The sequence below is a fragment of the Exiguobacterium sp. s149 genome, from assembly GCF_018618395.1.
Taxonomy (GTDB): Bacteria; Bacillota; Bacilli; order Exiguobacteriales; family Exiguobacteriaceae; genus Exiguobacterium; species Exiguobacterium chiriqhucha.
In genome coordinates this window covers 1-19,787 of record NZ_JACSLZ010000005.1, presented here as the reverse complement: position 1 = coordinate 19,787, position 19,787 = coordinate 1, and the positions used below count along the sequence as shown (strand labels likewise).

The window sequence follows — 19,787 nt, the reverse complement described above, 5'->3', positions numbered from 1 at the left end:
TTGTATACGCGTATACATGTATACATTTTTTAAAGTCTTCATTTCTGTAGGTTCATGAACAAGGACTGAACTGGCTCTGGACGGGGAATCGTTTTAGAGAGGACCAGAAGGGGGGAGACGTGATGGACGAGCGGATACTTGATGACTATGCGTTCGATGGATTGGATCCGTTCGTCCGGACCGTGTTCTCGGAACTGATGGAACATCCCGAGTGGATGCGTGTTGTCGACAAGGAACATTGCGTCGAGAAGGTCGTCCGGTTTGATGACGGACGGAACTCGCCTTACTTCCGGGTGGTGATCTATCTGGATGCAGAAGAGCGTCCGATTAAGATCGTATATCTATATGGGACATGGGTGGTGGGGAAGGGAGACGTCAGTTTTGTGGTCTCAGAGCTCTCCAAGGGTGTATTCGAATATGAGGTGATGCATGTCCAGTGGCTCATCAAGTATCGCTTCGAGGATTGGGGCGTGTCTGAAGACGGGGCATGGGAGAAGGAATGGTAATCCGGGCTCATGCGTGAGCGTCTAACGCCTTATGGCGAAGTCGCTCATCGCACCGCTGCCCCCCTGACGGCCCGATAACAAGAGCTGCTGGCTCACCGCCGCATCTCTATGTTCCTGGCCCTTTCTAACGGGAGGCACGGAGCGTAAGGGCAACGTCAAAAGCAAGAGCGTGGGCGCGTCTAACGCCACGCGGAGTGGCATTCGAATCTAGGACAGGCCCAAATCGCGGACGCAATTCTCGACAGGATCGTACACGACTCCTATAAAATCCTGGTCGATGGCGAAACCTCAATGAGGGAACACCACGGGCTAGGGATAAGCTAAGATCTTGGCCATCGATGAGTCGATGGCCTTTTTCTTCATATTGACTCGCTCAGTCGTCCGCACTAGTGGCTCTCTGTATCCGCAATACTCAGCAGGACAAAAAACGCATCCTTCGAGTTTTTGAGGATGCGTTTGAGCAATGTGACTCTATTTGACTCGCGTTTATATTCCTACATATAAGCATACAACTGATGGTAGTTTCCAAGGTGGAGCGACGGAATGGACGTATCAGACATTGGAGCGGAAAGGATATATCATAAAATTGGTATTTTTCGAGCATATATCACAAGGTTGATGTTGTCGCGCGATTCAATAAAAACGAGTTTTTTCATCATGGATTAGCTCGTCTATATTATTAATTGTAATAATTAAAATTTATTATTTTACTAATATTTCGTTTTTGGGCATAGAATGATAGCTTCTTGCTGTCGTATGTGAATATATAAAGTATTTACCGGGCTCTTCAAAAATATAAGAAATTACATACAGTCCGTCTTGTTGATAATTGGCTTCAATTTTTTCGTGTTGGCTTTCCTCTTGGCCTTCTTTCCATATCTCGAATTCAACTTTATCCGCATCGTCTACTTTCTCGTTTCCTTGAGAAACAGTTGCTATAAGTTCAATAACTTCGTTTGCTTTTACTATTTCAGGATCTGTTTTAAATTGTACATCAATTAATTCTGGAATCACTTCAGGTCCATTATTGCTTACTGTACTTCCACAACCAGATAATACTAACAAAACAATCAACAGTGAAAAAAACCTTGCCATCTTTTTTCTCTCCTTTAAACGATTTAATATTAACATACACGAAAATGTGATGTATTGATTATTACATTAAAAGTGACCTGATCATGCAATCTTATTAGCTATCGAGCATAGACCCCATGTCACTTTTAAGGTTCAAGACTTTATAGAGCGTCGTATGCTCGATTGGTTTACTTTTCTATATAAAAAATAAAGAAATGTACATTTTATATATTAAGTTCAATTTTATATATTAAGTTCAAAAGATATTAATTGAACTTAATCCAAAAAGTTGGATCATGAAATAGATCATCTGGTGACTTCGACAACCTAGGTTTGAATTTGGACCTTCATATCCGTAAATTTATCATCGACCGTTAGACACGGCCTTAGTAACCTAAGGTTCGTCTCGACGTATATTGCCAGTTGAAGGTCATCAAAGGAGAGAAGAGTCTGTACTTCAAGATTGAATCGATTAAAGATTGTCTACCCATCCATATCGTTTTTAATATCTACATAGTGAATGTGTATGTCGCACCTGAGATTGTATTCCCCAGGCACTCGTAGGGGGGTGGGGGCACGAACGAAAGCTCATCCTAACTTTCTGAAGTTTTTCTTGCGAGTCAGTTAGCGTTTGGTCACCGAGACTTTAAAAGCTTTCGGACATAAAAATCGCCCCATAAAAATTAGATTATCAGGTCCAACTTTTACGGGGCATCTAATATTCTGTGGTCTAAATATTAAGTGATTTACTGAAGTAATTATATAGTGTTAAACAATTTCGCCTCTGAAATTCAGAAAAATTGGGATGGGTTGACTGTATTCCCTGCACTTGTAGCTGAGTACGAATAGTTTCCTCGATGGACTTCAAAGTGTAAATGAGAACCGGTCGAATTTCCGGTACTCCCCATCGCACCGATGTTCTGTCCTCGGGTCACACGTTGTCCGGCGGAAACGGACAATGAGCTCATGTGAGCATAAAGGGTAGTCCAAACTTGACCGCCTATGACATGCGTAATGATGACATGATTTCCATAAGGTCCACCCCAGCCTGCTCGAGTTACAGTTCCTGTTTGAGCAGCCATAATAGGAGTTCCTACTGGTCCAGCTGTATCTAGTGCATTATGGAAGCTGTAGCCATTGGCCCCGCCTGCTGGACCCCATCCTTGGGTTACGATACCTGAGGTTGGACGTTGAAAAACTCCGCCACTTGTTGGAGAAGCGAGTGAATCCGTAGTCTTTGAAGTGTTTACCACTTTCTCAGAGTTTGGTGATTTTTCGAGAGAGGCTTTATTCTCGCTGATTTCATTTTTTTCGGCACTTTTTGCTTCTGCAGCTTTACGCGCAGCCTCTTTGGTACGAATTTTAGCTTGTTCTTCAAGCCTTTGGGCTTCAATCTCTGCTTGAATTGATTTTTCTTGTTCTTGAAGCGTCGATTCCATTTGTTGCAAGCTTACCAATTTAGATGTGAACTGGATTTTTTCGGCCTCTAATTTTTTTATTTGAGCAGCCCGCACTTTAATTTTGCCGTTCAATTTTTTCTGACTATTCTCTAGCTCTTCTTTTTGACTAATAAGCTTATCTTTTTCAGTGTCCAATTCAGCTTTAGCAATTTGAAGCTTATTTTTTGTTGATTGATATTCTTTGAAAAGTTCTTGATCATTTTCTTGAATCGTCCCTGCGGTGATCATGCGTGAAACCAGATCACCAAAGTCTTTTGAACCAAAAATAAATTCAGCCCAGTTTATAGAAGAACCACCGTTTTTTTGCATCGTGACCATGCGTTCTTCCATCAATGTCTTTTGAGAGCTCATTTTTTTCTGGAATTCTTTAATTTGAGTTTGAATCTGAGCAATTTTCTTTTGGGTTGTCCGAATTTCAGCCTTCTTCTGGGTGACCTCATTGATAATATCCTGTAACTCGGATTCCAAGTCATTCAGTTTCTGTTCTTCGAGTGTGATATCTTGTTCACGCTGCTGAATTGACGTATTAGCTTTACGTTGCTCTGTAGAATTTTGCGCTTGCTTCTGCTGGATATTTTTTTGTTTTTCAGTCAAGTTTAAAGCGTAAGAAGGGGATGCGCTTTGAACTAACATAACACCAAGTAAAGTTGAAGCTATAATTTTTTTCATGGTAAACAATGTTGTTGCCTCCGTAACTTATCTCTATTATAAAAAATGCGTTGCTGGATAAAAGTATTCGTATCATGATTAAAACTCGAACCGGAATCATTGTATCAATATTACTTCACCATCTATATTTCTATTTCTTTTCATTTCTATGTCAGTTGTTCTTTTGAGTTTATTGTCATTCGAGTATATCAAGAGAAATACTTATAATGCCATTTTGATGAGGAAATGAATGATGACCACTGAATTTAGGACATTTTGTCTCAAATTCAGTGGTCAAATCGTTTGTTAGTATTTGTTTGGTGTTTATTTAGTAGTAACTCTTCATAAATTTATCAATTCCTTTGGCGGTTGCTTTGATCATGTTACTTCCCGACATATAGGAGCGATCTACTGAGTTAGCAATAAAGCCATATTCGATGAGAGTAGAAGGTACCGTGTTTCTTCCTACCACATAGACATCTTGTCGCTTAACGCCTCGATTTTTAAAATCTGGAACGTTCATGGCGATTTCTTGATTAATTACTTCACCTAATCTGCGGCTAGCGTTCGCATATGGATTTGTGGTGTACGCGCTAGAAGTAGGGACGAGTGCTTCATGACCTGTAGCGAAAGAAGGTGAAGAATTAATGTGGACGCTTATGAAAGCGTCAGCATCAAGCCTTTCTGATAGATTGGTCCGCTCAACAAGTGACAAGTATCTATCATTTGAGCGCGTTAGTTTCACTTCATAAAGCTCATAGTTTTTCTTTAGTTCGTCGGCCACACGATTAGCAATGTTTAGGGTGAGTACTTTTTCTTGAACTGTACCGTTTGAAGTCACTGCACCAGCATCTCCCCCACCGTGTCCAGCGTCAATTAAAATCACGTGTTTGTTAGCTGGAATCACCGGTGATTTTATAGGAGTTTTTCCGGTAAATGGTTGCACAAAACCAGATGATACGTAACCGACTTGATTGTTATATCGCACCTTGTACCAACTGGCGCTTTTCGATATGACAGAAATCGAAGTGCCTGAGGGAATTGTTGTCAAAATAGATCCGTAACGACTCGCTTGGTTACGTAAATTAAGATTTTCGATAGTAATATATGTTGGATAAGTGGATAAAGAATCCCCCGGTGCCACTTGCACTATATAATGTCGAGCAGGTGTGAATCCTGTAATACCGTTATACATAACTTTTAACCAAGAACCCGTTGTGCCCGATTTTCCTAGTACAGTCACTTCAGTAGATGCTGGAATCGTAATAAGGACCTTTGAGTTCACTAAAGACATGCTTGAGCGAATCTCGGTCGTTTGCTTACTTCGTGACTTCATAGCCGAGGGCGATATGGTTACATACTGACTTGCCACATAGCCTTGAGTCCCATTGTATGATACTTTATACCAAGGGCCTGAGGCAGCATGGTACATTAGTGGGCTGGACTTTGGGATAGTCATTAAAACGGGTGATTTGACAGATGGGCCCTTACGCAGATTTAGTGAAGTTTTAGTTTTATATATTGTGTTTATTGAACTGACTGAATTTTTAGGTATAGGTTTTGGCGTCACGTACTTCGTTGAGACATAACCGATTTTTGAATTAAATGAAACTTTAAACCAGGATTTATCTTCTCCATATACACCTATCTTCTTAATGGTTTTTCCTTTTGGAATCGTCAAAAGGACTTTGCTTTTTGAAGAGAACGAGGAACGCAAATTCAAATTTTCAGTTGTTATGAATAGAGATTCCTCTGCATGTACGACGTTTAGGACGTTAACACTAGTTAAAAGCTTAAAGGGATAGAAAAAAGAAGTTAATAAAGCCAAGGAAATTACTAAGCTTATTCGAAATTTATGTTTAGACTTCATAATAGACTCCTCATATGTAGTTTTTTTGGTTGTAAAGACCCATGAATGGTTTTTTACTATCTGTATGGTACTTATCCTTTAAATATTAGTCATTCTATGCAACGATTATTGGCTTTCGTCTATCTACAGTTAAAAGTTTTCTTGCCCTGTTTTAAAATGCACTATTATTAAGGGGAATAGACGTATTTTAAGAAATAAATTGGCCCTCCTTTCATCTGCATAAAAGTTTAGTTGCATGAATGTGTTAGAATGTAACTTGTTTGACTCATAGATTTCGTTTTTAGAAGTCCATGGATTCAATGTTGAAAAACTAAGGATACTCTAGTATTTTTAGCTATAATTCTGATAAAAGAAATAACGAATTTATAAAAGAGGTGAATTGTTTTGAAAACTAATCAACTATTGACTATTTTTACATCCGTATTAGTAATTGCAGTCTTAGCTTTTTTATTTTTAAATGATCAAAGTTCCGAAAAATCAAAGACTAAAATTGTTCAAGATGAAAAGATATCAGTTAATAATCAACCTACAATAGGTAAAAAGGAAGCGCCGATATCAATTGTAGAATTCGGAGACTATAAATGCCCTTCGTGTAAAGAGTGGGGTGAAACAATCTATCCTCAACTTGTAAAAGATTACATTGAAAGTGGGAAAGCTTCCTTTAGTTACATTAATGTTTTGTTTCACGGAGATGAGTCCACTTTAGCTGCCCTTGCATCAGAATCTGTTTACAAAAATCACCCAGAATCATTTTGGCAATTTCACAAAGCTATTTATGAAGCTCAACCTGACGTGCAAATACACGATAATCCATGGGTTACGGTGGAGAAAATGGAAGAGATTGCGACGAAGACTGTCCCTTCTCTAGATTTAAATAAATTTAGAGAAGACCTATCAAGTCGTTCTTCTAGATTAGAATCAGTTAAAATGGATGCGGCGCTCGTAGAAAAATACAATGTTACACTGACCCCGACGATTGCAGTTAATGGGGTCATCCTTGAAAATCCATTCGACTATACCTCTATAAAAAAACAAATTGAAAAGGAGCTAACCCAATGAGCGCTTCAGTAATAAACCGATATGGACTGTACCTCGCCTGGGTTGTTTCAATTACTGCAGTACTTGGAAGTCTATATTTTAGCGAAATTCGTGGTTTTATACCTTGTGAACTCTGTTGGATTCAACGTATCTTTATGTACCCAATAGCTTTGATTCTTGCAATTGCAGTTTTCAGAGAAGATAGCTCAATCAAATTTTATGTTCTCCCTTTATCAATAATCGGATTCTGTATCTCTTTTTACCACTATCTTGTACAAAAGGTGCCCGGCTTTTCGGAAGTCAGACCATGTGAACAAGGAGTTTCCTGTAATGCACAGTACATTGACTGGATGGGTTTTATCACAATTCCGTTTTTAGCGTTGACCGCCTTTTTTCTGATTACAGTCATTCTTGGACGAATCAGTACCAAACAGTAGTTTTTGATTTGGATTTGAAAAATGAAGAACTAATTGTATCAAATTGGTATGCTTACTAAAAAACAGCTTTGATTTAGAAAAACATGAAAAGCTTTTTGAAGTTGGAAAATAGATTAGACAATACCCAGTAAATAATTCAATTGACGTTTTCTTAAAACGTTAGTGTACTATATTGATTTTTTGAAAAAGCGTGACTACCTATCGAGTATGAGATCTAACTAGCTCTCTAATAGGTAGTTTTTGTATGGCTAAAAATAAGAAATAATCGCAAAACCAGAGAAAGTATCTCAAATCTTCAAGTATGTAGAGCTGATAGAATAAATGTTTTTTAAATTAAGTGTTGACGGCACAGCAAAAGTCTAATAAGTTATATATGAACATATGAACATGTATAGTTATCATGAGCGGAGGTACTGACTTATGGATGAACCGATTGAAGATACTACAGAAAATGAAATAGAAATAGGGGCGCAGATTGACGATGAGACTCTATTTATTGTATCTCAGACGTTCAAGGCACTTAGTGACCCGACAAGAATTAAAATATTAACCCTGCTATGCACAAAGGAACATTCGGTCAACGGAATAGCTGATCTTCTTAACTTAAGTCAATCAAACGTGTCTCATCAGCTACGTTTTTTAAAAAATCTTCGACTTGTCAAGTTTAGAAGAGAAGGAACTACTCTATTTTATTCAGAAGATGATCACCATGTCATGAACTTACTAAGACAGGCGATTGAGCATGCGAAACACCACTAAATATAGTAAGGAGAGTTAATCTTATGGCACATAATCATGCACATGATCATTCTCATACCTCTAACAAAAAGATTTTGATCATTTCATTCTTTATTATTTCGGCATACATGGTTGTAGAGGCGATTGGAGGGTACCTTACAAATAGCTTAGCACTTTTAGCGGACGCAGGTCACATGCTTAGTGATGCGGCTTCGCTCGCTATTGCATTACTTGCCTTTAAATTAGGTGAACAAATAGCGAACAATCGTAAAACGTTCGGATATAGACGCTTCGAGATTCTAGCAGCTGTTTTAAACGGGGTCACACTCATACTGATTTCCATATATATCTTTTATGAGGCCATCAATCGATTTATTCAACCACCTGAGGTCGCATCCGTAGGAATGTTAATTGTTAGCAGTATTGGCCTTGCTATAAACCTTCTTGTTGGATGGATTATGTTAAGAGGTGCAGACGTAGAACATAATTTGAATATGCGAGGTGCTTATCTACATGTTGTAAGCGATACGTTGGGTTCAGTCGGTGCAATACTGGCAGCGCTTCTTATCATGGCATTTGGATGGAACTGGGCAGATCCGCTCGCAGGAATCATTGTAGCGGGACTTGTTTTACGAAGTGGTTATTTCGTGACGAAATCCGGATTGAACGTATTAATGGAAGGTGCACCACAAAACGTTGATGTCGAAAAGGTTCTTCAAGTCATTCACAACAAGGAGGGGGTACGGAGTATACACGACTTTCATCTTTGGAGTATCACAAGTGGAATGAATGCACTCTCATGTCATGTTGTCGTTGATGGTAATTTACAAATCTATGACAGTGAGAATCTACTTCAAGAAATTGAACACGATTTAGCACATCTGAACGTTCAACACTCTACGATTCAATTCGAAACTCTTTCTCATCCTCACAGCGATGAATTGCTTTGCAAACTGAAGGTAGGGGAAGTAGTACATCAACATTAAAAAAATCACCTGTTGAGTAGGATTGACAATCAAGAGGAGGAGACAGCAATGCTGATTTTGGATAATAGTTACTTAATTTTGAGCATGTATAGAAACTCGATTTTTGGCAACGGAGTTTTGATAGATGATTGAATATATTTCTTCGTTAGAACCCCTTACTCAAGCATTGCTGGGTACTTTATTCACTTGGGGGATGACGGCGCTTGGTGCCGCGTTAGTGTTTATGACAAAATCAATGAATCAAAAGCTAATGGATGGGATGCTCGGTTTTGCTGGAGGAGTAATGATTGCCGCTAGTTTTTGGTCATTACTCTCACCTGCAATTGAGATGGCGGAACAAGATTCTCTTCCGGCGTGGTTACCAGCTGCAATCGGTTTCTTACTTGGAGGATTCTTTTTATCAGGTGTTGATAAAGTGATTCCACATCTGCATCCCACTTCACCGATGGATGAGGCTGAGGGTATAAACCCTAAGAAGAGAAAGCGGAGCACGTTACTGGTGTTAGCAATAACATTGCATAATATTCCAGAGGGACTTGCCATAGGCGTTGCATTTGGAGCAGTTGCAGCAGGATTCCCTTCATCATCAATCACGGGAGCTATCGCGCTGGCAATCGGAATCGGCATACAAAATTTCCCTGAGGGTGCTGCTGTGTCAATGCCATTGAGACGAGATGGATTATCTCGTCGTAAAAGTTTTTTCTATGGCCAGTTATCTGGTATGGTTGAACCGTTCGCGGCGTTGGTAGGAGTAGTAGCAGTACTCATAATGGAGCCTTTACTTCCGTTTGCGCTAAGCTTTGCTGCAGGAGCAATGATTTTTGTTGTAGTGGAGGAGGTAGTCCCAGGATCTCAAGAAAATGGAAACAAGGACTTGGCTTCTGTTTGTTTAATGTTTGGCTTTACAATCATGATGATTTTAGATGTGGCTTTAGGCTAAAATAATTATTTTTTTAATGGTTATCACTTTATTTTTTGACTGATATATATTCAAGATACTAACTATATTCGGAAGTGTAAATAATGAGCCTTAATTATATTTACTTTCAGTCGGTATTTTTACTGTTGGATAAATAAAAATACTAGAAGAAAAAATATAAAACCTCTTGCCCTGGCAATTAAAATCGTGGAGTTATCTATTTCATTCTGAAATTTCCTGAAAATTTTGGGGGTGATTTTGATAGAGAAGGAAAGCAAATTCGGAATTCAAGTGCTAGAGAAGGTGGAAGCCCACCAAGTCAGTATATACATCATTTTTTTGATGTTGGCAGTAATCTTTGGTCTATTGAATACAGAAGCTGTATATCTCGATATTTTTATTTCTCCCCTTTTAGGAGTTTTGATGTATGGGATGTTCGTTCAAATTCCGTTTCTGAAATCGAATGGATCTGCTACAAACATGAGGTTTGTGGTAGCTCTTTTATTAGGAAATTTTGTTGCCGTTCCTTTAATAGTTTAGGTTTTGGTTATCATATTTCTTCAAGATTCATCACTAATGCTGGGGGTGTATTTGGTGTTGTTAACACCGTGCATCGACTATGTGATTGTTTTTACAAAGATGGGAAAGGGAAACGAATCAATATTGTTAAAAGTAACACCGATTCTTTTAATTTTACAGACGATACTCTTACCCATATATTTATTCGTATTATTAGGAGAAAAGGCTATTAGTATCGTTAGGATGGGTCCATTTCTAGATGCATTTCTATTTTTGATTTTTATACCGCTTCTATTAGCGATAATGACACAATTGTGTTCTAAAAAGAGTTCTTTAGGTAATCGTATCATGAAAATGCCGCCATGGATTCCCGTTCCATTTATGTCTTTTGTACTTTTTGTGGTAGTTGCCTCTCAAATTAGGGAAGTGTATAGTGACCTCGGGACATTAATAGATGTAATACCAGTTTATATTTTATTTCTACTTATCATACCATGGGTGTCAAAGTCCCTTGGTAAGTTGTTCAAACTAGATATTGCTTCAAGAAGAGCAATTACATTTAGTATGGGAACAAGGAATTCACTTGTAGTTCTTCCATTAGCATCTATATTACCAGAGCCCCTATCAACACAAGTAGCTGTAGTGATCATTTTACAGACCGTTACCGAATTGTTCGGAGAAGTCTTATATATAAAATTAGTGCCTAAATGGTTCTAACAAATTAGATACATGTATTTAATTTCGCTTTCAAAAATTACGTCCTTCGATTGTTTATTAAAATATTAAGAACTGCGCTTAAGTTCTCAAGTATGCGTTGTTTACAATCAATAGGCAAAGAAATTTATTATATTGCAGAACGCTAGAGACCAGTATTATTCTAACAACTAACCTTTTTAAGGATGGACTACCAAGTGAGGAGAGATCGAACAATGGCGAGTACTGATAAGGCATCAAAAAATATCAAACTAGCATTTATAATTAATCTTGTTTTCTCGATTGGTGAATTTATCGGGGGATTTTTGATTAATAGTGTTGCAATCATGTCGGACGCCATATAATGGACCCAAGATTTCAGACACGAAAAAGGAGATGTTAAGGTAGGTATATGAAACGAAAAAGATATACACCCGAATTCAAAACTCAAGTTGTGTTGGAAATCTTGAAGGAAGAAAAAACAATGAGCCAGATTGCTTCCGAACATGGCATCCATGTGAACCAGCTGCATAAGTGGAAAACACATTTCCTGTCAGAGATGCCACAAGTGTTCAAGAAACAGAACAAGGACCAAGAGAAGATGAGAGCCGACTATGAAGAGAAACTGGAAAATCTCTATGCAGAAGTCGGAAAGTTAACCACGCAGCTGTCGTGGATCAAAAAAAAATCTGGCATCTACCACGATTAGACAGGAACGGGTAGAGATGATGGAATGGGGAAACAGTAAACTTCCTGTTTCCCAACAGGCCGATCTGCTTGGGCTCAATCGTTCCAGCCTTTATTACAGGCCGGTTGCCCCTTCGCCTGAAGAGGTTGCCATCAAGCATAGGATTGATGAGATCTACACCAAATATCCGTTCTACGGGTCACGCAGGATTGCCGAAGTATTGAAAAATGAAGAGGTGAATATCAACCGCAAGAGGGTCCAGCGTCACATGCGCGAGATGGGCATACAGGCTCTCTATCCAGGCCCCAATCTGAGTAAACGCAACCTGCAGCATCGCATTTATCCATACCTACTGAAAGGGGTGAACATTACCCGTCCCAACCAGGCTTGGGGCATTGATATCACGTATATCCGCCTGCAGGATAGCTGGATGTATTTGGCAGCCATCATCGATTGGCACTCCCGGTATATCATCAGCTGGGAACTGGACCAGACACTGGAAATAGGTTTTGTCCTGGATGCCGTCCGGCGGGCTTTCACGATCGGGCAGCCGGACATCTTCAACAGTGACCAGGGTAGCCACTTCACCAGTTCCAAATATATCCACCTCCTGAAGGAACAGCCTGCCGTCCAAATCAGCATGGACAGCAAGGGTCGGGCACTGGATAACATCATGATCGAACGTTTCTGGCGGAGCCTCAAGTACGAAGAGGTCTATCTGAAGGACTACGGGACACCAAGAGAAGCGAGACAGAACATCCGTGACTACATGGAATTCTATAACTGGGAACGTCCCCACCAGTCATTGGGTTATAGGACACCGGCATCCATCTATTTTCAGTAGGTTACTGTCCTTGCCATCTCGGAGCAATTATCTTTCCCATCCCAGGACCTGTCAAGGGAAAATACGCCCTTGACAGAACCTGGCATAGGAAAGGCTGGGTCTGCAAGATGGGACAAGGACAAGAAGAATGACTGTTTTCACCTTATTATTATAAAATTAGTGTTTTGACAATGGGATCCACTTTACCATTCACGATTTAGGTGATGCTCTTGCATTGGGCCTGTCCTGGTTCTTACAAAAATTTTCGAACAAAAAACCCGATCATAACTTCACTTTTGGATATAATCGTTTTTCCCTTTTAGGAGCATTAATAAATGCGACAATATTAATAATTGGATCTGTATATATTTTTACTCAAGCAATTCCTCTACTGTTTGAACCGGAGCATTCTAATGCACAAGGAATGATTTGGTTTGCAATTTTTGGTGTGCTTTTAAATGGTTTTGCGGCATTCCGTCTACACAAAGGAAAATCAGTAAATGAGGGAGTACTATCTTGGCACCTTTTAGAAGATGTTTTAGGTTGGATTGCCGTTCTTGTAGTAGGGATAGTTTTACTCTTCAAGGATATACATATACTTGACCCCATCCTATCAATTGCTATTGCGTTGTTTATATTAGTGAATGTGTTTCGTAATTTAGTTAAAACAATGAAAATACTTTTAGGTGCTGTCCCTGATGGTATTGACATCGATGAGGTGAAGCAAAAGATTGAAGGTATTGAAGAAGTGATTTCTGTTCAAAACCTATATGTCTGGTCAATTGATGGCGAAGATAACGCCATGAATTTACACTTAATAGTAGAAGAGATGAATCTAAAGGATTCAACTATTGTTAAACAAAAAGTCAAAGAAGTGACTTCAAAACTAGATATTAAACATTCTACAATAGAGTTAGAATCAAAAAAACACAACTAAAGAAATAAGTCATCCTTGCACCAAATCCACACTGAGGTTCGACATATGAGTAAAAATTCTATACTTCATACCGTCTGATACCAATAAATACTTTTCTACGTGCAAGGAAACTGAATATCGAATGAGGGTATATTTAGAAACCCCCTCATTCGTTTTTTTTTTGAACACTATCGAAATTTCGTCTCTTAAAATAGGATGTATTCGAATGAATGAATGATTCCAAAACGAACGTTCAAATATTTAGATTTAATTGTCATAGTTTAGTAGACCTATCGACCGGATTTTCTTTCCATACTTCGGAGAATATTCCGGTCAATGAATAAGGTTCGGCCTCGATTAAAACTGTCTGATGATAAAAAAGCTGACAATGAAACCTAAAAAGATGACTCGGGAACAATACCGAAGTCATCTTAAAGCCGTCTTAAAAAACAGAGATCATTTATTTTTATCATACCCAGTACAAATTCGAGGATATAAAAATGAATATTTTTGTTTTTTTATTCTTTGACATTCATCAGTCTTAAACTGTTCAGTGCTACCAGAAGAGTTGCCCCCATATCGGACATAATAGCTATCCATAGGGTGAGCCAGCCTGGGATGACCAAGAGTAATGCAATCGCTTTGATACTGATAGCGAACGCGATGTTCACTTTGATAATATTTAGGGATTTTCGGCTCAATTTTATCGTAAACGGTAGTTTGCTCAAATCGTCGCCCATCAGGGCGACATCTGCTGTTTCCAAAGCGGTATCCGTTCCAGCACCACCCATGGCAATTCCAACAGTAGAGGCAGCGAGTGCCGGAGCGTCATTTACGCCGTCCCCGACCATCGCGACATTGTCGTACTCAGCTCGCAAGCGTTTAATGACATTTAATTTATCCTCTGGCATCAATTCTGCCTGGATTTCGTTGACGCCAACTTGCTGGCCGATAGCTTTGCCTGTCCCTTTGTTGTCACCCGTCAGCATAATTGTCTTTTTAATACCCATATCATGTAGTTTCCGGATGATTTCTTTGCTGGATTCCCGGACTTCGTCGGCTACGGCGATAACCGCCAATATGCTTTGTTTCGTTCCGATAATCATCGAAGTCTTACCTTGCTGTTGCAGAGCCGTTACGGTTTGGTCCAGATTATTATCAATACTTTCAACACCTAGCTCGTTAAAGAGAAGCGGGCTTCCGATAAAGTAGGTGGTGCCGTCTATCGTTCCTTTAATGCCTTTTCCTGTGATGGAAGAGAAGTCCTCAACTCTGATAGAGGTGTAAGGTATGTTTTCCTCGTCCGCTTTTTTCATGATGGCAGAGGCCAACGGATGCTGAGAACGATATTCCAATGCCGTCACGATAGAAAGCAGTTCTCTCTCGTTTACCTGCTTGTTCGTGATTTTAAAGTCTGTGACGACAGGTACACCTTTGGTCAGGGTACCGGTTTTGTCAAATGCAATAGCTTTCAGCGCGCCCATTTCTTCCAGGTATACGCCGCCTTTAATCAAGACCCCTTTTTTGGCAGCATTACCGATGGCGGAAACAATCGAAATCGGCGTCGAAATGACTAAGGCACACGGGCAACCCACTATTAGAACCGCCAATCCTTGATAGACCCAGGTTTCCCAGCTGGCATCTCACGTGCGGCCTATTACAAATGGTTGAACCGCACCGTATCGGTGCGTCAAGAAGAGAACGAGAAGCTCCTGGAGGACATTCGTCTACTCTATGACCAGGCGAACCGTACATACGGCTACCGTCGGGTCACGATGACAATCAATCGGCTACGCAGGCAACAAGGTCTGTCCACGTTCAATGAAAAGCAAGTCTATCGCCTGATGCATATCCATGGGATCCAATCGATCATCCGCGGGAAGCGGAAGAGACATAAGAAGTCGATGCCACAGCATGTGGCCGAGAACCTGATGAACCGAGAATTCGGTGCGTCTCGGCCGGACGAGAAATGGTGCACCGACGTCACCGAGTTCAAATATGGTACCGGGAAGAAGGCGTATCTGAGCGCGATCATCGACCTGTACGACGGATCGATCGTCGCCTATCGTATCGGAAGGTCCAACAACAACGGGATCGTCTTCCAGACGATGATGCCAGCCATCGCGGGGCTCCGTCCAGGAGCGCGTCCGATGATCCATAGTGACCGAGGGCTCCAATATACCTCGAGAGGGTTCAAACGTATGGTGAAAGACGCAGGACTAATCGGCAACATGTCCTGAGTTGGTCGTTGTCTCGACAACGCCCCGATCGAGAGTTTTTGGGGCACTTTGAAAGTCGAGATGTACTACTTGCGTGAGTTCCAGGTCTATAGCGAACTCACGTCGGCCATCGAGACCTACATATCGTTCTACAACCATGGTCTACTCTAGAAACGACTAAACGGCTTGAGCCCTGTCGAATACAGGTCTCAAGCCGTTTAGATTGGTTTTCATTATTTGCCCTGTCTACTTGACGGGGAGCGGTTCAAATCGCAAAGGGCGATTTGGTTTGTCAATAGCCTGACTAATCGGGCGAATGGTGTTTTTGTGTTCAAAAATGAGACCATACCCTTATTCTTCTCCCGATTTTTTTGAAGTTTTCCCACCGTCTGCTTGCATGTTTTACGCGGTCTATATCCAATTGCTTGAATCTTATCGAATGTATAGGTCACTTTTTACTTGATAATTGGGAGCAATGATTTTCTTTTTTTGCGGCAATGGCTAATCTTACACGGGAATTGCGATTGTCTACATTCTGTTTTATGGCGTGGTAGACTTCTCCGTCTATGCCTTGTAATAAAACTATGTAAATCATTTCTAATAAATTATCGGTATGGACCTAAGGAACGGAGTCATCAAGGTGAACCCATGTCACATTGTCGAAGTTCAGCATGCGTTTAATGTGATCGCCACCCCATAAGAATTCGTTTCTGCACAGATGGCACCAAACCTTAGAACGACAATAGGTAGACCTTTGTCATTATAAGCGGATAGGGTTTGTTCAGAAAGGATTTTAGTGGAGATATGTTTCTGGGTGGTCATATGCGAGGGTGTAGACGTCAAGTTGAATTTGACACTTTTTGCTCGTTTGCCTTTTACACTTCTGCCGAAAACAATGATTTCCGGTTCCTCATCCGATGACTGTCGTCATCACTATGTATGATTTCGACGCGATGGAGTAAGCGGTCCAGTATCGCAGTCGTGATGCCCTGGTCCCCGATCAATTCGCCCCATTGATCGGGGCTTTTGTTCGAGGTCAGGATGATCGAGCTGCGCTCATAAAGGTGATTGACAAGATGGAAGAAGAGATTGGCTTCTCGTTGGTCCATCGCCATGTACATCAAGTCATCGATGATGACCAGGTCCGAATCTCGCAACCTTTTTAACTGGATCTTCGACTTGCTTGAGAACTCTTCACTTTTTAATAGTTGGACGAGTTCGCCCATCGTGACGAAGTATACCTTGAACCCGTGGTTGACCGCCTCGATTCCCAGCCCCACAGCCAAAAACGTCTTTCCGACGCCCGGAGGGCCCAAGAGGATCAGGTTGTACTGTTGTTCGAGCCAGTTGAGTTGTTTCAACTGCTTCAGCTGTCGGGCGGTTAGTGCGGTCTGTTCCACTAAATTGAACTCCGAGAGGGATTTGATGAACGGGAATCGGGCCCACTTCATTCGTCTTTCCAAACTTTTAGCGTCTCGTTTTGCGCGTTCATGGTTCGTGATGGCACTTAGAAATTCGATATACGTCCAGGAGGCCATTTCGGCCTCTCTCAAAATCTGTGGGAGGGCGTCAGCCGTCTCGGCGAGACGAAGCTGCCGAAAGTCCTGTTGTAACTCGGAAACGCTTTGACTCATTTTGCCGTCACCCCTTTCAGGATGTCGGTGTAGGCTTGGATCGGCCTCGTTGCGACCTGTATCCCGGATTTCTTCGGACGTTCGGTATCGGGTTTTGTATCACACCCATCGTCCGCGAGGATCGCGAGATAGTGGACCACGTCCCGGAAATCGTTGGCGCTGAACAGACTCTCTTGCGAACACTTTTCCAGTGCTATCGTTAAGTGATTAGGATACATGGTCGCGACGTCCCTAATGATGTTGAACTGGTCACGTCGGTATCTCGGGTAACGCTTTGAGAGCTACCCAGATAATCGGACGCCGCCCCTCTGTCCTCGAAATAGGTGAGGACCTGTTGCTTCAGTTCTTCGATTCCTTTGGAACGATCCCGAAGGTGGTCACGGCTTTGAATCAGTTTTCCGCTCTCTTTGCTGACCCGGTGGTCTGCGATCACTTCTCCCTCGGGAGATTCGCGAATCAATAACCGTTCCTGTTCGGTCACCTCGAGGAACACCACCTTCTTCTTGACCGATGAGTAGGTCCCGATTGGGACGGTGTAACGGTTTGAGCGATAACGGATTGTGTTGTCCTTGCTGACGTTCCTTGCTATACTTTCGGTACGGATACTTTCGAAAGAGAGTAGCGATAAGACCGGTTGTAAGTGTTGTTTTTCGACGGAGAACACTTCAGCTGGTCTTTTTTTCGTTGTCTGATGGACGTTATGATTTCCAGTCCTCTCCAACCATCTCATGGAACGGTGGTTCCAATCCTCGATATGCCGGTACACTCGGCTGTCCGCAAAGTTCCGTTTGATGTACTTCACGACGTTCTCGATCATACCCTTCGACTCCGGGTCGGCCCTGCGACATAAATGAATCTTGAACTTCCGTTCGTTCACGTAGGCTTGAAACTCATTGGTCAATAGGACGTCACCTGCGTTCTCGTTGATTGCGATGAGGTGATCCTGGTCGTAGACGATTTCAGAAGGGCGCCCACCATAAAATTGGAACGCATTTTCGTGGCAGTGAATGGTGTCCTTGGTGGTGAACGGTCGTTCTCTCCATTCGGCATATTTCATCCGAGAGTGCGTAAGTAAGAACGCGATGAAATAAAGCTTTATCATTTTTCCATCTTTAGTCCGTTGTCTGGTCTCACCCCAGTCCACCTGTATTTGCTTGCCCATCGGTTGTTCTGGGATGGCCTCGTAATGGCGGACGACCCTTTTCTTTTCGATCTGATAGATTTCTCGGATTTCATTCACGTATGTCCTGACCGTGCTCGATCCGACCGACAGGTCGGGATATCTTTCAAGTAACCAGTCATGTACTTGTGCGCTGCTCAAATGCAGATACTACTCCAACCATGCAATGATCCAGTCTCGGTAGGCATCGAGCTTCTTCTTTCGTGAACAGGCTTTCTCGTCAAATTCATGTAGGGCATCTTCATATGTCATCTTCAGGTACTTATATACCGTCGGTCTCGATATTTTTAGTGCTGTGCGATTTGAGCCACTTTCATGTTTTGCTGATACATTTGATGAATCTTGATATGTAACACTAACTTTTCCTCCAAATCCATTCCCTCCAGATAAAATAGCCTCAACTACTCTATCGGAGTTCTGTTCTGATTTTTCGGCAATAGTGTAAAATCGTATCGAGCAAAAACTGTCAATTTTATTCTAGCGTTCACAGAGGGATGAAGAATCGTCTAGGTATAGTGAACTCGAGACATAATTTCACTAGGAAAGACACTCTTTTTTGAATGAAGATTGTCTGAGCTTGTTCACGAGTTGATGCGACGTCATCGTCATCTTTTCCATGACATGAAGTAAAGTTGAGAAAAAACAAGGTCGATTTCGTGGAAACAGATAGCGCTTTCGTTATAATGAAAGACGAATCGATATAAATAGAGGTGAGACATAATGAAACAGAATAAACTATTGGTCATCGCGACGCTCTTCGCGGTCGCCTTGGTGGCCGTCGTGGTCGTCCTGATGAATCAACCGACCGAACAAGCCGAAACGGCGGCACCGGCGACGACAGAACACGTGTCGACGGAAGGCCAGCCGACGCTCGGCGATGCGGACGCACCCGTCTCGGTCGTGGAGTTCGGGGATTATAAATGCCCGTCTTGTAAACAGTGGGGCGAAACGGTCTATCCGAAGTTGAAGGAAGACTATATCGACACCGGAAAAATCAGTTTCAGCTACATCAACGTCCTGTTCCACGGACAAGAGTCGATTTTGGCATCGCTCGCTTCAGAGTCGGTGTATGAACAAGACCCGGACGCGTTCTGGGATTTCCATAAGGCGCTCTACGACGCGCAACCGGCGAGTCAGCAGCACGACGAGGCATGGGTCACGGTCGAGCGGTTGACAGAGATTGCGAGCGAGACGACATCGGTCGACGTGGCGAAGCTCGAGGACGATTTGAGTGAAAACTCGACGGTGCTCGAACAGGTGAGTCTCGATGACGGGCTTGTCAAAGAGCACGGTGTCCAGTTCACGCCATCGATCATGATTAACGGCGTCATGCTCGAAGACCCGTTCGACTACGAGACGATTGAGCGATTGATTGAGCAAGGCACGCCATGAAGCATTCATTCTTGACCCGTTATGGTCTGTATCTCGCTTGGCTCGTC

The 19,787-nt window shown here is 41.7% G+C and carries 13 protein-coding genes and 5 pseudogenes; 12 read left to right on the top strand and 6 right to left on the bottom strand.

Annotated features, from left to right (window positions below; genetic code table 11):
* The first annotated feature begins 122 nt into the window (after window positions 1-122).
* Both KNP81_RS08295 and KNP81_RS08290 read left to right on the top strand, forming a co-directional pair.
* A complete protein-coding gene (locus tag KNP81_RS08295) occupies window positions 123-506 on the top strand; it encodes a hypothetical protein (RefSeq protein ID WP_214719580.1) in 384 nt (127 codons plus the stop codon).
* 195 nt (window positions 507-701) lie between these two features.
* A pseudogene (locus KNP81_RS08290) lies at window positions 702-830 on the top strand (ATP-binding protein); the annotation flags it as partial.
* Window positions 831-1,208: 378 nt separating this feature from the next.
* On the opposite strand, the gene KNP81_RS08285 reads toward KNP81_RS08290, so the two are convergent.
* The 3 genes from KNP81_RS08285 to KNP81_RS08275 all read right to left on the bottom strand — a co-directional run bounded on the left by KNP81_RS08285 (window position 1,209) and on the right by KNP81_RS08275 (window position 5,558).
* A complete protein-coding gene (locus tag KNP81_RS08285) occupies window positions 1,209-1,601 on the bottom strand; it encodes a FixH family protein (protein WP_029336184.1) in 393 nt (130 codons plus the stop codon).
* Between the two features lie 770 nt (window positions 1,602-2,371).
* Entirely contained in the window at window positions 2,372-3,709 is a 1,338-nt protein-coding gene (locus KNP81_RS08280) for a murein hydrolase activator EnvC family protein (protein ID WP_029336183.1), read from the bottom strand.
* 307 nt (window positions 3,710-4,016) lie between these two features.
* Window positions 4,017-5,558: an N-acetylmuramoyl-L-alanine amidase gene (locus tag KNP81_RS08275; RefSeq protein ID WP_081828362.1), complete on the bottom strand. Its 1,542-nt coding sequence runs from the start codon at window positions 5,556-5,558 to the stop codon at window positions 4,017-4,019.
* Between the two features lie 384 nt (window positions 5,559-5,942).
* Between KNP81_RS08275 and KNP81_RS08270 the strand changes: the two genes are divergently transcribed.
* The 8 genes and pseudogenes from KNP81_RS08270 (at window position 5,943) to KNP81_RS08235 (ending at window position 13,336) form a co-directional block, all read left to right on the top strand.
* Complete coding sequence (locus KNP81_RS08270) at window positions 5,943-6,617, top strand: thioredoxin domain-containing protein (protein ID WP_029595508.1); 675 nt, start codon at window positions 5,943-5,945, stop codon at window positions 6,615-6,617.
* On the top strand, window positions 6,614-7,033 hold the full coding sequence (locus KNP81_RS08265) for a disulfide oxidoreductase (protein ID WP_029336179.1): 420 nt from the start codon (window positions 6,614-6,616) through the stop codon (window positions 7,031-7,033). Before KNP81_RS08270 ends, KNP81_RS08265 begins: the two co-directional genes overlap by 4 nt.
* A 420-nt stretch (window positions 7,034-7,453) precedes the next feature.
* Window positions 7,454-7,792: an ArsR/SmtB family transcription factor gene (locus tag KNP81_RS08260; protein WP_029336177.1), complete on the top strand. Its 339-nt coding sequence runs from the start codon at window positions 7,454-7,456 to the stop codon at window positions 7,790-7,792.
* A gap of 23 nt (window positions 7,793-7,815) precedes the next feature.
* The gene (locus KNP81_RS08255; RefSeq protein ID WP_029336176.1) at window positions 7,816-8,757 is read left to right on the top strand and encodes a cation diffusion facilitator family transporter; all 942 of its coding nucleotides are present in this window, start codon (window positions 7,816-7,818) and stop codon (window positions 8,755-8,757) included.
* 124 nt (window positions 8,758-8,881) lie between these two features.
* Window positions 8,882-9,697 carry a ZIP family metal transporter gene (locus KNP81_RS08250; RefSeq protein ID WP_029336175.1) on the top strand — a complete coding sequence of 272 codons (816 nt, stop codon included), beginning with the start codon at window positions 8,882-8,884 and terminating at the stop codon, window positions 9,695-9,697.
* 321 nt (window positions 9,698-10,018) lie between these two features.
* Window positions 10,019-10,912 (top strand): annotated as a pseudogene (locus KNP81_RS08245) (arsenic resistance protein).
* A 388-nt stretch (window positions 10,913-11,300) separates the two neighbouring features.
* Window positions 11,301-12,420, top strand: a protein-coding gene (locus tag KNP81_RS08240) for an IS3 family transposase (RefSeq protein ID WP_131472581.1) whose coding sequence is annotated in 2 segments (ribosomal slippage) — window positions 11,301-11,569 and window positions 11,568-12,420 — 1,122 coding nt in all. Because the reading frame shifts where the segments join, the coding sequence is not laid out codon by codon here.
* A gap of 175 nt (window positions 12,421-12,595) precedes the next feature.
* The gene (locus KNP81_RS08235; RefSeq protein WP_353048082.1) at window positions 12,596-13,336 is read left to right on the top strand and encodes a cation diffusion facilitator family transporter; all 741 of its coding nucleotides are present in this window, start codon (window positions 12,596-12,598) and stop codon (window positions 13,334-13,336) included.
* Between the two features lie 497 nt (window positions 13,337-13,833).
* Here KNP81_RS08235 and KNP81_RS08230 read toward each other — a convergent pair.
* Window positions 13,834-14,958, bottom strand: a pseudogene (locus tag KNP81_RS08230) (heavy metal translocating P-type ATPase); the annotation flags it as partial.
* On the opposite strand from KNP81_RS08230, the pseudogene KNP81_RS08225 reads away from it, so the two are divergent.
* Window positions 14,950-15,705: pseudogene (locus tag KNP81_RS08225) on the top strand (IS3 family transposase); the annotation flags it as partial. The pseudogenes KNP81_RS08230 and KNP81_RS08225 sit on opposite strands and share 9 nt — an antisense overlap.
* Before the next feature lie 704 nt (window positions 15,706-16,409).
* Here the strand turns inward: KNP81_RS08225 and istB are convergent.
* Both istB and istA read right to left on the bottom strand, forming a co-directional pair.
* Window positions 16,410-17,168, bottom strand: a complete 759-nt coding sequence (gene istB / locus KNP81_RS08220) for an IS21-like element helper ATPase IstB (protein WP_214719578.1) — start codon at window positions 17,166-17,168, stop codon at window positions 16,410-16,412.
* A pseudogene (gene istA, locus KNP81_RS08215) lies at window positions 17,165-18,704 on the bottom strand (IS21 family transposase). Before istA ends, istB begins: the two are co-directional and overlap by 4 nt.
* Window positions 18,705-19,068: 364 nt before the next feature.
* Between istA and KNP81_RS08210 the strand changes: the two are divergent.
* Window positions 19,069-19,740 (top strand): DsbA family protein, encoded by a 672-nt coding sequence (locus KNP81_RS08210; protein WP_214689672.1) that lies wholly within the window; start codon window positions 19,069-19,071, stop codon window positions 19,738-19,740.
* Window positions 19,741-19,787: the final 47 nt, after the last annotated feature.

Bases quoted from the DNA above. Each gene is read 5' to 3' on its own strand.
- KNP81_RS08295 (WP_214719580.1), top strand. From the start codon at position 123: ATGGACGAGCGGATACTTGATGACTATGCGTTCGATGGATTGGATCCG.
- KNP81_RS08285 (WP_029336184.1), bottom strand. From the start codon at position 1,601: ATGGCAAGGTTTTTTTCACTGTTGATTGTTTTGTTAGTATTATCTGGT.
- KNP81_RS08280 (WP_029336183.1), bottom strand. From the start codon at position 3,709: ATGAAAAAAATTATAGCTTCAACTTTACTTGGTGTTATGTTAGTTCAA.
- KNP81_RS08275 (WP_081828362.1), bottom strand. From the start codon at position 5,558: ATGAAGTCTAAACATAAATTTCGAATAAGCTTAGTAATTTCCTTGGCT.
- KNP81_RS08265 (WP_029336179.1), top strand. From the start codon at position 6,614: ATGAGCGCTTCAGTAATAAACCGATATGGACTGTACCTCGCCTGGGTT.
- KNP81_RS08260 (WP_029336177.1), top strand. From the start codon at position 7,454: ATGGATGAACCGATTGAAGATACTACAGAAAATGAAATAGAAATAGGG.
- KNP81_RS08255 (WP_029336176.1), top strand. From the start codon at position 7,816: ATGGCACATAATCATGCACATGATCATTCTCATACCTCTAACAAAAAG.
- KNP81_RS08250 (WP_029336175.1), top strand. From the start codon at position 8,882: ATGATTGAATATATTTCTTCGTTAGAACCCCTTACTCAAGCATTGCTG.
- istB (WP_214719578.1), bottom strand. From the start codon at position 17,168: ATGAGTCAAAGCGTTTCCGAGTTACAACAGGACTTTCGGCAGCTTCGT.
- KNP81_RS08210 (WP_214689672.1), top strand. From the start codon at position 19,069: ATGAAACAGAATAAACTATTGGTCATCGCGACGCTCTTCGCGGTCGCC.